The sequence below is a fragment of the Stenotrophomonas sp. 22LJNL06-5-1 genome, from assembly GCF_056861455.1.
On record NZ_JBSPUE010000003.1, the window covers coordinates 273,990 to 288,337 of the forward strand.

The 14,348-nt window shown below is 66.6% G+C and carries 14 protein-coding genes; 4 read left to right on the top strand and 10 right to left on the bottom strand.

The window, feature by feature from the left end; genetic code table 11:
• Positions 1 to 9: 9 nt before the first annotated feature.
• The 9 genes from AC13GF_RS09535 to AC13GF_RS09575 form a co-directional block, all read right to left on the bottom strand.
• Positions 10 to 273, bottom strand: a complete 264-nt coding sequence (locus AC13GF_RS09535; protein WP_483004456.1) for a YciI family protein — start codon at positions 271 to 273, stop codon at positions 10 to 12.
• Positions 273 to 1,568, bottom strand: a complete 1,296-nt coding sequence (gene argH / locus AC13GF_RS09540; RefSeq protein WP_483004457.1) for an argininosuccinate lyase — start codon at positions 1,566 to 1,568, stop codon at positions 273 to 275. The genes AC13GF_RS09535 and argH overlap by 1 nt, the downstream gene beginning before the upstream one ends.
• A 20-nt stretch (positions 1,569 to 1,588) precedes the next feature.
• On the bottom strand, positions 1,589 to 2,542 hold the full coding sequence (gene argC, locus AC13GF_RS09545; protein WP_483004458.1) for an N-acetyl-gamma-glutamyl-phosphate reductase: 954 nt from the start codon (positions 2,540 to 2,542) through the stop codon (positions 1,589 to 1,591).
• Positions 2,539 to 3,141 (bottom strand): GNAT family N-acetyltransferase, encoded by a 603-nt coding sequence (locus AC13GF_RS09550; protein ID WP_483004459.1) that lies wholly within the window; start codon positions 3,139 to 3,141, stop codon positions 2,539 to 2,541. Before AC13GF_RS09550 ends, argC begins: the two co-directional genes overlap by 4 nt.
• A gap of 3 nt (positions 3,142 to 3,144) precedes the next feature.
• Entirely contained in the window at positions 3,145 to 4,473 is a 1,329-nt protein-coding gene (locus AC13GF_RS09555) for an acetylglutamate kinase (protein WP_483004460.1), read from the bottom strand.
• A gap of 25 nt (positions 4,474 to 4,498) precedes the next feature.
• The gene (locus AC13GF_RS09560; protein WP_483004461.1) at positions 4,499 to 5,587 is read right to left on the bottom strand and encodes an acetylornithine deacetylase; all 1,089 of its coding nucleotides are present in this window, start codon (positions 5,585 to 5,587) and stop codon (positions 4,499 to 4,501) included.
• Between the two features lie 87 nt (positions 5,588 to 5,674).
• A complete protein-coding gene (locus AC13GF_RS09565) occupies positions 5,675 to 6,871 on the bottom strand; it encodes an argininosuccinate synthase (protein ID WP_483004462.1) in 1,197 nt (398 codons plus the stop codon).
• Between the two features lie 119 nt (positions 6,872 to 6,990).
• Entirely contained in the window at positions 6,991 to 8,001 is a 1,011-nt protein-coding gene (locus tag AC13GF_RS09570) for an N-acetylornithine carbamoyltransferase (protein ID WP_014037861.1), read from the bottom strand.
• A gap of 318 nt (positions 8,002 to 8,319) precedes the next feature.
• Positions 8,320 to 8,889: a glycine zipper 2TM domain-containing protein gene (locus AC13GF_RS09575; protein ID WP_032129397.1), complete on the bottom strand. Its 570-nt coding sequence runs from the start codon at positions 8,887 to 8,889 to the stop codon at positions 8,320 to 8,322.
• Positions 8,890 to 9,077: 188 nt separating this feature from the next.
• Here AC13GF_RS09575 and cysS point away from each other — a divergent pair, with 188 nt between their 5' ends.
• From cysS to AC13GF_RS09590, 3 genes are read left to right on the top strand one after another with little or no spacing between them, the layout of a single operon-like run.
• Complete coding sequence (gene cysS / locus AC13GF_RS09580; protein ID WP_483004463.1) at positions 9,078 to 10,454, top strand: cysteine--tRNA ligase; 1,377 nt, start codon at positions 9,078 to 9,080, stop codon at positions 10,452 to 10,454.
• A 53-nt stretch (positions 10,455 to 10,507) separates the two neighbouring features.
• Positions 10,508 to 10,960: a SufE family protein gene (locus tag AC13GF_RS09585; protein ID WP_010486631.1), complete on the top strand. Its 453-nt coding sequence runs from the start codon at positions 10,508 to 10,510 to the stop codon at positions 10,958 to 10,960.
• Complete coding sequence (locus tag AC13GF_RS09590) at positions 10,957 to 12,204, top strand: MFS transporter (protein ID WP_483004464.1); 1,248 nt, start codon at positions 10,957 to 10,959, stop codon at positions 12,202 to 12,204. The genes AC13GF_RS09585 and AC13GF_RS09590 overlap by 4 nt, the downstream gene beginning before the upstream one ends.
• A gap of 387 nt (positions 12,205 to 12,591) precedes the next feature.
• Here AC13GF_RS09590 and dksA read toward each other — a convergent pair whose 3' ends face one another.
• On the bottom strand, positions 12,592 to 13,821 hold the full coding sequence (gene dksA, locus AC13GF_RS09595) for an RNA polymerase-binding protein DksA (RefSeq protein WP_483004465.1): 1,230 nt from the start codon (positions 13,819 to 13,821) through the stop codon (positions 12,592 to 12,594).
• Positions 13,822 to 14,093: 272 nt separating this feature from the next.
• Here dksA and yidD point away from each other — a divergent pair, with 272 nt between their 5' ends.
• Complete coding sequence (gene yidD, locus AC13GF_RS09600; protein WP_005414016.1) at positions 14,094 to 14,348, top strand: membrane protein insertion efficiency factor YidD; 255 nt, start codon at positions 14,094 to 14,096, stop codon at positions 14,346 to 14,348.

Here is a 14,348-nt window from a genome sequence, read left to right on the forward strand (position 1 = left end):
GTCAGGCTCTCAGCGGGTGTTCCATTCGTGCACGGTCAGGTCGGAGGCCTGCATCGTCACCAGCGGATCAGTGGCGACGATGGCCTGCGCCTGCGCCAGGCTGTCCACGTTGCACAGCACATAGGCGCCACCGCTGCCGTCGGCGAAACCACCGGTCAGCTGCAGCTTGCCCTGCGCCTGCAACGCATCGAGAAAATCGCGGTGCGGCTGCACCGCCGCATCGTTGAAGTCCGGCCGGCGCATCGCCATCACCAGGTAGACAGTGCCCGCCATCAGGACAGCGCCTGCCAGCGTGCGCGCAGTTCATCCAGGCGCAGATCAGCGGCCGAACCCGGCGACACGCGCGCGGCGAGGCTGCCTTCCGGGGTACGCCCCTGCCCTGCGCTGTCGGCACCGGCCGCAGCGGCCTTGTAAGCCTCACGGAACGGCACACCGGCCACGGCCGCTTCCACCGCCACGTCGGTGGCATACATGCCCGAATCGATGGCCGCACGCAGCCTGTCGTCACGCCATTCCAGATTGGCCAGCAGCGCCGGCAGCAGCTCCAGCGCGGCCAGGCCGCGGCCGAAGCCATGGAAGATGGCGCCCTTGGACGACTGCAGGTCACGGTGGTAGCCCGAAGGCAGCGACAGCAGCTGCTCGATCTCGGTGCGCGCGGCGGCGACGCTGGCGTGGGTGGCACGCATCAGCTCGATCACGTCCGGGTTGCGCTTGTTGGGCATGATCGAACTGCCGGTGGTGTACTGCGCCGGCAGCGCGACGAAGCCGAACTCGGCACTGGTGAACAGCGACAGGTCCCAGGCAATGCGGCGCAGGTCCAGCGTGGCGCCACCGAGTGCTTCCAGCGCGGCCAGCTCGAACTTGCCGCGCGACAGCTGTGCGTAGATCGGTGAGATCTGCATGCGCGCGAAACCGAGCGCGGCCGTGGTGTGCTCGCGGTCCAGCGGCAGGTTCACGCCATAGCCGGCAGCGGTGCCCAGCGGATTGGCGTCAACCAGTGCATGGGTATCGCGCGCGCGGACGGCGTTGTCGATGAAGGCCTCGGCCCAGCCAGCCCACCACATGCCGGCCGAGGACACCACGGCACGCTGGATGTGGGTGTAGCCGGGAATCGGCAGGTCCTTCTCGGCCTGTGCGCGGTCCAGCGCGACCTTGGCCACCTCGGCGCTGAGCTGCGCCACGCGCTGCAGCTTCTCCTTCAGCCACAGGCGGGTGGCGACCAGGATCTGGTCGTTGCGGCTGCGGCCGGTGTGGATCTTGCGGCCGGCATCGCCCAGGCGTTCGGTCAGGCGCGCTTCGATCGCCGAGTGGCCATCTTCGTACTGCGTATCCAGCACGAAGCGGCCTTCGCGGAAGTCCTGCGCCAGGATCTCCAGTTCGCGCAGAAGTCCGGCAAGCTCATCGGCGCTGAGGATGCCGATGTGCTGCAGGCCTTGTGCATGCGCGGCGCTGGCGGCGATGTCATGCAGGAAAAACTCGCGGTCGAGGATCACGTCATCGCCGGCGAGGAAGGTCTGGATCTGGGCGTCGACAGCGACGCCGGGCTTCTGCCAAAGAAGGTCTGCCATGGGGGCTCCGGAATGCGTGTTCAGTGCGGGATCGACGTCAGTTCGTCGATGCCCAGCGCGAGGTTGAGGTTCTGCATGGCCTGGGTGGCCGCGCCCTTGAGCAGGTTGTCCAGGGTCGCCACCACGACGACCCGCTTGCCGCCCGGGGCCAGGGTGAAGCCACCGACCTGGGCGCCGTGTCGGCCGGCGATGCGGCTGACCCACGGTGCTTCATCCACCACCTCGATCAGGGGTTCGCCGGCATAGGCCTGCTGGAAGCGCTCGGCGATCTGCTCGCGGGTCTGCACGCGGTTCAGCCACAGGTTGGCGGTGAGCGTGATGCCACGGAAATGCGGCGCGACATGCGGCATGAACTCGACAGCCACGCCCAGCTGCACCGACACCTCGCGCTCGTGCACGTGGTTGGTCAGCGCATATGGCATCAGGTTGCCGGCCAGCAGTTCGACGTTGTTCTTGTCCGACGGCGTGGTACCGGCGCCGGAGTAGCCGGAGACACCGAAGCACTGCGGCGGGCCAGCCAGCAGGTCCAGCAGCGGATGCACCGCCAGTTGCATTGCCGTGGCATAGCAACCCGGGTTGCTGATGTGCTTCTGGCCGTTGTAGCGGCCGCGGGTCAGCTCCGGCAGGCCGTAGTACCAGCTGTTGTCGAAACGGTAGTCGGCCGAGAGATCAACGATGACGGTGTCCGGCTTCGCCGCTCCCAGCGCAGCCACGAACGGTGCGGCCAGGCCATTGGGCAGGGCCAGGATCACCGCATCCACGCCCTTGGCCGCCACCGCGTCGGCATCCAGGTTTTCGTACTGCAGGTCACCCTGGAATTCCGGATGGTGGTCGGACAGGCGCTGCCCGGCGCGCTCGCGCGAGGAGACGAAAGCCAGTTGCAGCCGCGGGTGGGCGGCCACCAGCTTGATCAGCTCGGCGCCGGTATGGCCGCGGGCACCGACGATGCCCAGGGTGAAAGTCGAATCGTTCATGCGTGACTGTCCAGGCGGTACTGCAGGTGGCGCTTCACGCCCTGCCATTCCGCATCGATGATGGAGAAGATGACGGTGTCGCGCGGCGTGCCGTCGGCATGCCGCTTGTGGTTGCGCAGCACGCCATCCTGCTTGGCGCCGAGGCGCGCGATGGCGGTGCGCGAGGTGAAGTTGAACCAGCTGGTTTCCAGCACCACGCTGATGCAGCCCATGGCCTCGAAGGCATGCTGCAGCAGCAACAGCTTGGCTTCGGTGTTGGCGCCGGTGCGCTGCACGCGCGGCGCATACCAGGTGTAGCCGAGGCTGAGCTTGGGCACGCCGGCATCCATGTCGTAGAAGCGCGTGCTGCCGATGATCTCACCGGTGGCATCGCGGATCACGAACGGCAGCACCCTGCCTTCGGCCTGCGCCTGCAGTGCGGCCTGAACATAGTGCTCGACCCGCTGCGGTGACGGCACCTGGGTGTACCAGAGCTGGTCCAGGCCACTGCCTTCCAGCGCAGCACGCAGGCCGGGCACGTGCTCCATCTGCAGCGGCTGCAGGGTCACGTGCTGGCCGCATAGGGTGGGAACGGTGGTCCAGGCGTCCGGGTTGCTCATCGCTCAGCCCTGCAGGCTCGGGGTGCGCTTGGCGCAGTGGTCGACATAGGTGCGGATGCGATCAATGCCATCGGCACCGAACCAGAACACTTTCCAGTGGTCCTGCTTGTAGCAGCCGTCGGATTCAGCGTAATAGAAGTGGTTGATCGGGTTGCCGTGGCGCGAACGCCAGAACAGCTGCGGGGTTTCCTCCAGCATCACGTTCCAGACCGCACGGCCCAGGCCTTCGCCCTGCGCGTCGTCGAGCACGGCGAACTTGTCCAGGTACACGCCTTCGGCCTCGTCGGTGAGGATCACCGCGGTGCGGTAATTCTCGCTGACGTAGGCACGCAACAGCTTGGTCTTCTGGAAATAGTCCGGCACCAGCGTGCGGCCGAAGCTGGATTCGATCAGGCCCTTCAGGCGTGGCAGGTCCAGCTCGCTCCAGGCGGTGGCGCGCAGCACTTTTTCGCCCTTGCGCACCAGCGTGCCCGAACCCTTGTGGGTGAACAGTTCCTTGGCCAGGTCGGCCGGGCGGGTGATCGACACCGACGATTCCAGCGGCAGGCGGTCGAGCAGATCCTTGATCTGTTCGATCTTCACCTTCATGCCGCCGTGGATCCACGGCTGCGCGATCAGGTGGTCGTACTCGGTGGACAGGTTGATCGAATCGATCACGTTGCCCTGCTCGTCCAGCAGGCCGCCGGTGCCGGTCAGGAAGATGATCTTGTACGGCTGCAGTTCCTGCACCAGCTCATTGGCGGCGAAGTCGGCGTTGACGTTGAGGATCTGGCCGCCGGCGGTTTCGCCCAGGCTGGTGATGACCGGGATCGAGCCGGCGCGCAGGCTGGCCTCGATCGGCGCCAGGTTGACCTTCTTCACCTCGCCGACCAGGCCGTAGGTATCCACGTCCAGGTACTCGGCTTCGAACACGCCGCCGGTGATCGAGGTGGCGCGCGCGCCGTTCTGCTGCAGCGCCTCGACCAGGCGCAGGTTGGACTGCTGGAACACCCGGCGCACGATCGCCAGCGCTTCCGGCGAAGTCACGCGCAGGCCATTGACGGTCTGCTTCTCGATGCCGGCGGCCGACAGTTCGGCATCCAGCTGCGGGCCGGCGCCGTGCAGCACGATCGGGGTCAGCCCGACTTCCTGCAGGAACGACAGCGAGGAGGTCAGCGCGTCGAGGTCGTCGCGCAGCACCGCGCCGCCGACCTTGACCACGGCGAAGCGCTTGGCATCCAGCTGCGAAAAGCGCTTGAGGTACTGGCTGATCTCCTTCGCGCTGGCCATGCTGGAAAGCAGGCGCACGATGGTCTGGCGGGTCTGGCGGTGGGGCTGGAGGGCAGGAGACATTTCGGTTTCGTCGGAAAGGGAAGAATCAGGCGCCGGCGGCGATGATGCGGTGCACGGCGTCGGTGTAGCGCTGCAGCTGCTCCAGCGTCACGAACTCATCGGCGGTGTGGGCCTGGGCGATATCCCCCGGGCCGAACACCAGCGTGGTGTAACCACCGGCCGAGAACAGCGAGGCTTCGGTCCAGAAGTCCACCGCGTTGCCGATCGGCAGGTCCAGTGCATCGGCCACGTCGCGCGCCAGCAGGCGGCGGTTCTCGGCCTCGGCGATGTCACCGGCCGGCAGGCTGGGGCCACGGAAGGTTTCGGTGAATACCGCCGCTTCCGGCTCGGCGAAACCGGCGAAGGTCGCCAGCAGCCCATCAATGTCCATCGACGGCAGCGGGCGGAACCCGAACCGTACTTCGGCAGCCGGTGCGATCATGTTGGCCTTGATCCCACCTTCGACGCGTCCGATGTTGAAGCGCAGGCCGGTCAGCCCACCGAAGCGTGCCGACGCCAGCGATTCCACATGGTCCAGCGCGCGGTTGCCCCAGCGCATGGCCTGGTGCAGCGCGCTGGCGGCGGCATCCTGCTTGCCGGAGGCGTGCCCGGCACGGCCGGCGAACTGCATTAGCACCGAGCTGATGCCACGGTGTGCCAGCACGGCCTCGCTCATGGTCGGCTCGGCCACCAGCACGGCTTCGTACGGCAGGCCACGGGCCAGGAACGCGGCGATGCAGCGCGGATCGTTGGCTTCCTCGTCGCTGGAGAACAGGAACGCGGCATCACCCTCACTGGCGTTCGCGGCCGCCACCAGTGCAGCGGCCGCGCCCTTGATGTCACACACGCCCAGGCCGACCACGCGGTCGTCCAGGCGGCGCATCACGTGCGGGTCGGCACTCCAGTGCGGTGAGTCGGGCACGGTATCCAGGTGCACGTTGAACAGGTACTTCGGCGTCCCGCGCACCGCGTACAGGCTGACCGCACCTGCACCGTGGTCGATCACCTCGACGTTGAAGCCGGGCAGGTTCGCACGCAGGTAATCGAAGATGCCACCGGTGGTGATCGCACGCGGCGGGTTGCGGGTGTCGAAGGACACCAGCGCCTGCAGGTGATCGAGCGTCTGTTCAAGCATGAATCAACAATCCTGGTAGTGCCGGCCGCTGGCCGGCAACGATGTCGGTGGTGAGTGCCGGCCAGCGGCCGACACCCCCGTCAAAGGTCAACCGCGATTGACCTGCGCATAGACAGTGGAGCTCATGCCGAACAGCTTGATGAAGCCCTCGGCCTCCTCCACGCCCCAGTCGGCCGACTGCGCGTAGGTGGCGCCCTTGGTGTTGAGCAGGTGCGGCGACTTCACCGCCACTGCATCGACGCGGCCACCGCGGGTTTCCAGCACCACTTCACCGTTGACCTTGGCCTGCGAGGACTTCAGGAAGGCTTCGATATCGGTCTTCAGCGGGTCGTGGTAGAAGCCTTCGTACACCAGCTCCACCCACTTGCGCGCCACGTCCGGCTTGAAGCGGTTCTGCTGCTTGGTCAGCACCGCATCTTCCAGCGCGCGGTGTGCGGCCAGCAGCGAAACCAGGCCCGGGGCCTCGAACACGATGCGGCCCTTCAGGCCGATCACGGTGTCGCCGGTGTACACGCCGCGGCCCACGCCGTACGGGGCGAACAGCTTGTTGAGCTGGGCCAGGATCTGGTCGCCCGGCAGCGCCTTGCCGTTCAGTTCAACCGCTTCACCTTCGACGAACTTCAGGGTCACGCTCAGCGCCTGTTCCGGCCACTCGCTGCGCGGCGCGCACCAGCCACGGGCGCCTTCGCCCGGGGCTTCCCAACGGTCGATCTCGCCGCCGGACATGGTCAGGCCCAGCAGGTTCTCGTTGATGGTGTAGGCCTGCTGCTTGGCGCGCACGCCGAAGCCGCGCTCTTCCAGGTACTTCTGCTCGTAGGCGCGGGTCTGGGTGTGTTCCTTCTGGATCTCGCGGATCGGCGCGATGATCTGGTAATCGCCCAGCGCCTTCACGGCCAGGTCGAAGCGGACCTGGTCGTTGCCCATGCCGGTGCAGCCGTGGGCGATGATGTTGGTGCCCAGCTCGGCGGCACGCTTCAGCGCGGCATCGACGATCAGGTAGCGGTCCGAGACCAGCAGCGGGTACTGGCCCTGGTAGCCTTCGCCGGCCCACACGAACGGCTTGACGAAGCCTTCCCAGATGGCCGGGCCACCGTTGACGGTGACGTGGCTGGTCACGCCCAGCTCGGCGGCGCGCTTTTCGATGAAATCGCGCTCTTCATCATCGACGCCGCCGGTGTCGGCGAACACGGTGTGCACGTTGTAGCCGCGCTCCTGCAGGTACGGCACGCAGAAGCTGGTATCCAGGCCGCCGGAGAAGGCGAGAACGACGTCTTTGTTGCTCATGGGGGTCAGGTCCACTTGGGGGATGAGAATTCGGTAGAGCCGACCATTGGTCGGCTGGAATGTTGGATGCGCCGCTGCGGGAGCAGCCGACCAACGGTCGGCTCCCCCCCTTGTCCGATCTAGCGCCCGGCAACCGCCGCCATGATCGCCTTCTGCACGTGCAGTCGGTTCTCGGCTTCATTGATGGCGATGCACTGCGGCGAATCCATCACCGCGTCGGTCGCCTTCACGTTGCGGCGCAGCGGCAGGCAGTGGCTGAACACACCGTTGTTGGTCAGCGCCATCTTCCGCTCGTCCACGATGAAGTGCTTGAACTGGTCGCGGATCGGCTTTTCCGGTTCCCAGTTGCCGAAGAACGGCAGCGCACCCCAGCTCTTGGCGTAGACCACGTCGGCGCCGGCGTAGGCGCTGTCGATGTCATGGCTGATCTTCAGCGAGCCGCCGCTCTCGGCCACGTTCTGCTCGGCCCAGCCCATGTAGCGGTCGTCGAGGATGTAGTCGGCGGTCGGGCACAGCAGGGTCACGTCCATGCCCATGCGGGTGGCGATGGTCAGCGCCGAGTTGGCCACTGCGGTGTTCAGCGGCTTGGGGTGGTAGGTCCAGGTCAGCACGTACTTCTTGCCACGCAGGTCCTGGGTACCGAAGTGCTCCTGCAGGGCCATGATGTGGGCCAGTTCCTGGCACGGGTGGGTGATGGTCTCCATGTTGATGACCGGCACCGGCGAATACTTGGCGAAGCTGTTGAGGACGATGTCCTGGCGGTCGTAGGCCCAGTCGATGAACTTGGGAAACGCACGCACGGCGATGATGTCGCAGTAACGGCCCAGCACCTTGGCCACTTCAGCAATGTGTTCTTCGGTATCGCCGTCCATCACCGTGCCGAGGTTGAACTCGATCGGCCACGCATCCTTGCCCGGCTGCAGCACCACCGCGTGGGCGCCGAGCTGGAACGCGCCCAGTTCAAAGCTGGTGCGGGTGCGCATGGACGGATTGAAGAACACCAGCGCGATCGACTTGCCCTTGAGCTGGTCGCCGAGCTTGTTGCGCTTGAACAGCGCGGCCTGGGTCAGCAGCGCGTCAAGATCGCTGCGGCTCCAGTCCTGGGTGTTCAGGAAGTGCTTGGGGGACATCATCTTTCCTTGCGTGGCGGCGCCGGGTTCGACGCGGTGGAAGGGAAAACAGGAAGCAAAGGTGGAACGAAAAGGTTGCAGTTGCAGCTTTCAGAACGCAGAAACGAAAAAACCCAGCCGGGCGGCTGGGTTTTTTTCGGACGAACAGCAAAAAGCTCCGGTTACCCAGCGAGGATGTGGGGTTCCGGTCGACGCGCACGCGAGGTCATGCCCGACGCCTGTCGGGCTGCGCTGCTGTCGTGCTGGAAGTCGGTGAGCTTCATGGTCAACCATCTTTGCATGCGGCCGGGGCCGGCGCAAGGGGCCGGGGTCGCAGAATCAGGGATTGCCGGCGGCGCCCTGCTCGGGGCCGACCCAGGGGGTGATCGACACCCGGATCTTGAGCCGGTTGCCGGGGTCTTCCGGCAGCCGTGAGCGGTACTTGGTGCCCTTGTAGACGTAATCCACGTCGTAGGCGATGGGCCTGCGGAATTCACGCCCCACCGGCACGATGCGGCAGTCACGGGTCAGCATCGGGCCATTGTTGGCGGGTGCCGGCGCCGGGGCCGGCGACTCGGCGGCGGTGTCCTCGGAGACCTCTTCATCGCTGCGCTTGAACATCGAGCGCACCGAGTCCCAGAAGCGGCTGATCCGGCCCTTGTCCTCGACCGGCTCCTCGCCGGTGACATTGACCGGCGCCAGGGTACGGGTCGAGACCGGCTCGCAGTGTTCTTCGGTGCGGGTCGCGCGCAGGGTCTGGAACACGGGTTCGACGTTCAGCACCTGCGCGTAGTCGAACTTCACGTTCTCCACGATCACCACCCGGTTACGGGGCTCGGCCTCCTGCGCCTGGGCCACGGCGGCCAGCGCCGACAGGCAGGCCAGGGTCAGCAACGCGGTGGATTTCATTGGCGAAGGGAGCAAGGACACGGCAATAGTGTAGGCAGTGGCGAGCGCAAGGGGCTGAACATTACCCGTCCACGCTGCTCCTGCCCACCCCACCTTGGGCGGACCCGGCGTCCACCGGTGGCAGGCGGTGCCCCCAAAGGGGGCCGACACGTTCTAAAATCACAGGCTTGTCCCCCAGCCACAGCCCCATGACCCTGCGCCTGCACAACAACCTGACTCGCCAGCTCGAACCGTTCACCCCGCTCGACCCGGCCTGTCCGACCCTGTATGTGTGCGGCCCCACGGTCTACAACTACGTGCACATCGGCAACGCCCGTGGCCCGGTGGTGTTCGGGGTGCTGGCCGATCTGCTGCGGCGCCGTTTCGGTGGCCTGCGCTACGCGCGCAACATCACCGACGTGGACGACAAGATCAACACCGCTGCACGCGAGCAGGGGGTGCCGATCAGCACCATCACCGACAGGTTTGCCGCCGCCTACCGTGAAGACATGGCCGCGCTGGGCGTGGTACCGCCGGACATCGAGCCGGAGGTGACCGCGCACATTCCGCAGATCATCACCATGATCGAGCAGCTGATCGCCAATGGTCATGCCTACGCCGCCGAAGGCCACGTGCTGTTCGCAGTGGCCAGCTTCGACGGCTACGGCAAGCTCTCGCGCCGCGACCCGGACGAAATGCTGGCCGGCGCCCGCGTCGACGTCGCCCCGTACAAGCGCGACCCGGGTGATTTCGTGCTGTGGAAGCCGTCCAGCGACGACCTGCCCGGCTGGGAATCGCCGTGGGGCCGGGGCCGTCCCGGCTGGCATATCGAGTGCTCGGCGATGGCCGCCGCCCACCTGGGCGAGACCATCGACATCCATGCCGGCGGCGTCGACCTGCAGTTCCCGCACCACGAGAACGAGCTTGCGCAGAGCGAGTGCGCCCACGGCGGCAAGATCTTCGCCCGTTTCTGGCTGCACAACGGCATGCTCAACTTCGGCGGCGCCAAGATGAGCAAGTCGCTGGGCAACATCGAGCGCGTGCATGACCTGGTGCGCCAGCACCCGCCGGAAGCGCTGCGCCTGGCCCTGCTGTCGGCCCATTACCGGCAGCCGCTGGACTGGTCCGATGGCCTGATCGAGCAGTCGGTGCGCACCCTGGACCGCCTGTACGGCACCCTGCGCGAACTGGCGTCGATCGAGGCGGTCGTAGCAATCCCGGCCACGGTCGAGGCGACCCTGGACGACGACCTGAACACCCCACAGGCACTGGCCGAAGTGGCCCGCATCGCCGCCGATGCACGCCGCGCCACCGACCCGACCGAACAGGCACGCCTGAAGGGCGAGCTGCTCGGTGCCGGCCTGGCGCTGGGCCTGCTGCAGGCCGACCCGGCACAGTGGTTCGGCACCGCCGCTGGCGATGACGGCGACGATGCCCGCATCCAGGGCCTGATCGACGAGCGTGCCGCCGCCAAGAAGGCACGCGACTTCGCCCGTTCCGATGCCATCCGCGACCAGCTGGCCGCCGAAGGCATCGTGCTGGAAGACACCCCGCAGGGCGTGCGCTGGTCGCGCAAGCGCGGCTGACCTGTCCTGCCCCGTGGCCGGTCCGCCGGCCACGCCCCACCGTAGAGACTGTTGTGACCGACTCCCCGTTCCCGCTTGAACCCACCGCCGCCGAGGCACAGACCGCCATCGCCGAGGAATTCGGCTTCTTCGGCGACTGGTCCGAGCGCTACCAGTACCTGATCGACCTCGGCCGCAAGCTGCCGGCCTTCCCGGAAGAATGGAAGACCGAAGAGCATCGCCTGCTCGGCTGCCAGTCAATGGTCTGGATCGTGCCGGAAGGCAATGCGCAATCGCTGCGCTTCCATGCCATCAGCGATTCGGCCATCGTCTCCGGCCTGATCTTCCTGGCCCTGCGTGTGTACTCCGGGCGCTCGGCGCAGGAGATCCTGGCCACTGAACCGAGCTACATCCAGGACATCGGCCTGGCCCGCCACCTCTCGCCGACCCGCAGCAACGGCGTGGCGGCGATGCTGGCCTTCATCCGCGAGACCGCGCAGGCCCAGCTGCAGCGCGATCCGTCGTGAGCGAACCTGCCACAGCCGAAGACAGCGCGCTGGGCCTGCTGTCCCGGCCCGGCTTCGCCAAGCTGCTGGCCTACCGCATCTTCGCGATGCTGTCCTACCAGGTGGTGGCGGTCACCGTTGGCTGGCACATCTACGAAGTCACCCGCAATCCGTTCTCGCTGGGCCTGATCGGCCTGGCCGAGGTGCTGCCGTTCTTCTGCGTGGCGCCATTCGCCGGCTATCTGGTCGATCATCTGCCGCGGCGCAGGTTGGGCATGGCGGCCTGCTCCGGACTGATCGCCACCGCGCTGGTACTGACCGGCGTGGCCAAGGGCTGGCTGCCGTTCGAAGGCGTGTGGCCCATCTATGCGGCCATCGCCCTGACCGGCATGGTCCGCGCCTTCCTGTCACCGATCTACAACGCGCTGTTCGCCCGCGTGCTGGCCCGCGATCAGTTCGCGCGCGGCGCCGGCCTCGGCGCGGTGGTGTTCCAGGCCGGCATGGTGGCCGGTCCGGCACTGGGTGGCGTGCTGGTCGGCTTCGGCGGCAAGGGCCTGTCCTACGCGGTGGCTACGGCCTTTGCGCTGGTGGCGATGGCCTGCCTGGCCACGCTGAAAGTGGAGGAACCGGTGCACACCGGTCCTGCCGCGCCGATCTTCAAGAGCATCGCCGAAGGCGCGCGCTTCGTGGTCGGCAACCGGATCATGGTCGGCGCGATGGCGCTGGACATGTTCTCGGTGCTGCTCGGCGGCGTGGTGGCGATGCTGCCGGCCTTCCTGCACGAAATCCTGCACCACGGTCCGGAGGGTCTGGGCATCCTGCGCGCGATGCCGGCGCTCGGTTCGGTGTGCGTGGGCCTGTGGTTGGCCCGCCACCCGCTGCATCGCAATGCCGGCCGCGTGCTGCTGTTCGCGGTGGGTGGGTTCGGCCTGTGCGTGATCGGCTTCGGCCTGTCCCAGCACTTCTGGCTGTCGGCGCTGATCCTGCTGTTCTATGGGGCCTTCGATGGCGTCTCGGTGGTGATCCGATCGACCATCCTGCAGTTGGCCACGCCGGAAGAAATGCGCGGACGGGTGTCGTCGATCAACGGCATCTTCATCAGTTCGTCCAACGAGCTGGGCGCGTTCTATGCCGGCACGATGGCGAAGCTGCTCGGCCTGGTGCCGGCAGTGGTGCTGGGTGGGTTCGCGGTGCTGAGCGTGGCCGGGATCACCGCGTGGAAGAACCCGACGCTGCGGAAGTTGAATTTGCGTGATCTGCAGTGACCCCGCGGAGAGCGCGTTCGGCGGCGCCGGGCGTTTGACTGGCCACGTCACTTTCCCTCGATGAATGGGTTTGTCACTTTCTTTGCGCGCGCAAAGAAAGTAACCAAAGAAGCGCGCCGCCATCCGCGGGCCGGCGCTGCGCGCCGGTACCCTGTGCTCCTCGGTGAATCAGGGGACGGCACGGAGAACCAGCCGACTAGCAGTTGGCTCTACAGGATAGAGCCGCCTCTTCGCCCCTGATTCCCCTGCGGTGCTCGGCTCGCTACAAGGCGGACCCAAGTCAACGGCCACAACTGCCCGTGCCAGCCACGGTCGCGTACCAACGATCCCCCAACAAAAAACCCGGCCAAGGCCGGGTTTTCTGCATGACCATACAACGAGCGGGAATCAGTCGCCCTGCTGCTTCTGCAGGTGCTCCCAACGCTCCTGGGCGTCGATGGTACGTTCGGCGGTGAGGCGCGCTTCCAGGCGCTCCAGGCCGATTTCTTCGCCGGTGTCGACGCAATAACCGTAGTCGCCGGCTTCCAGGCGCTTCAGGGTGCTGTCGATCTTGCCGATCAGCTTGCGGTAGCGGTCGCGGGTACGCAGTTCCAGCGAGTTCTCGGTCTCGCGGGTCGCGCGCTCGGCTTCGTCGCCGATGTCACGCACTTCCTCACGCAGGTTCTCGATGGTCTGCTTGGACTCTTCGACCAGGTCCGCGCGCCAGTTCTGCAGGCGCTGGCGGAAGTACTCCTGCTGCAGCGGGCTCATGTATTCCTCTTCCGAGGACGGCTTGTAGCCAGCCGGCAGGATCGGGCGGCCGGTGGCCTCGTCGGTCTTGTATTCGACCACCTTGTACTTGCTGCGCGGGGCCGGTGCCGCCGAGCGGGCGGCGACGGCCACGGCAACCTTGCCGACAGGGCGCGACACGGTCTTCGGGGCGGAATCGGATTTCACGGCGGTTTTGGCAGGCGATTTCGAAACGGGCACGGGATTCTTGGATTGCGGGGCCTTCGAAGCAGCAGGAGCGGCGGCCGGGGCCGGCTTGGGGGCCGGTTGGGCTGCTGCCACTGCCACGGTCTTGGCCGGGACAGGCTTGGCCGGAGCCGGCTTGGCAGCAGGCTTCGGTGCGGACTTCACTACAGGGGCCGGGGTCGGCTTTACGGCCGGCGCGGCAACATTCTTGGCAACCTTCTTTACAGCGGCAGGCGTGGCGACCGGCTTGGCCGCAGCGACCTTCTTTGCCGCCGGTTTTGCGACTGGCTTGGCTGCAGCCTTCTTCACCACCGCCTTCGGCGCCGGCTTGGTTGCTGCCTTCTTCGCCACCGGCTTGGCGGCAGCCTTCTTTACCGGCGCGGCCTTGCTGGCGGCTTTCTTCACCACCGGCACCTTCTTGCTGGCAGCGGCAGGCTTGGCCTTGGCGGGCGCAGCAGCCTTCTTCGCCACCGGCTTGGTTGCCTTGACCGGCGTTTTCTTTGCGGTGGCCTTCCTGGCCGCCGGTTGCGAGGACGCTGCCTTGGTCGCCGGCTTGCTGGCCGGTTTCTTGGCAACGGGCTTTGCCGCCAACTTCTTCACAACAGGCTTGGCGGTTTTCTTGGCGGCCGTTGCGGCCTTCTTTGCAGTTTTTTTAGCAGCCACGAAACGCTCTTCCTTGGATTCCCCGGGGCCCGGGAAAGCGGGCCTTTATAGCCTACCCGACCCGCAGCAGCAACCTCGACCCCCCGCTCCATTCAGTCCTGGAGTCAAGGCGCCCTTGGAGGCAGTCCGACGAACACGGACCGCCTTGCGCGGTACGGAACCTGGCCAGCACCCGAAGGTGCTGGTACCGGTCGCAGGCCATCGGCGACATGCGACCAACGGCCCATCCTGCACAAATGCGGCCTTCATGCCAACTGGCATAAGATGACTGGGTGATCTCGCGCCTGCTCATCGCCCTGCTGCGCTTCTACAAGCGCTTCATCAGCCCCTTGCTGGGGCCACGCTGCCGTTTCGTGCCGAGCTGTTCTGAATACGCGATGGAAGCCATCTCGCGGCACGGCCCGCTGCGCGGCAGCTGGCTGGCTGCGCGCCGGCTCGGTCGCTGCCACCCGTTCCATCCCGGCGGCTTCGACCCCGTGCCCGAGTCTCCCAACGCCCCCTCTTGCCGTTGCACAGGAAAACACTGA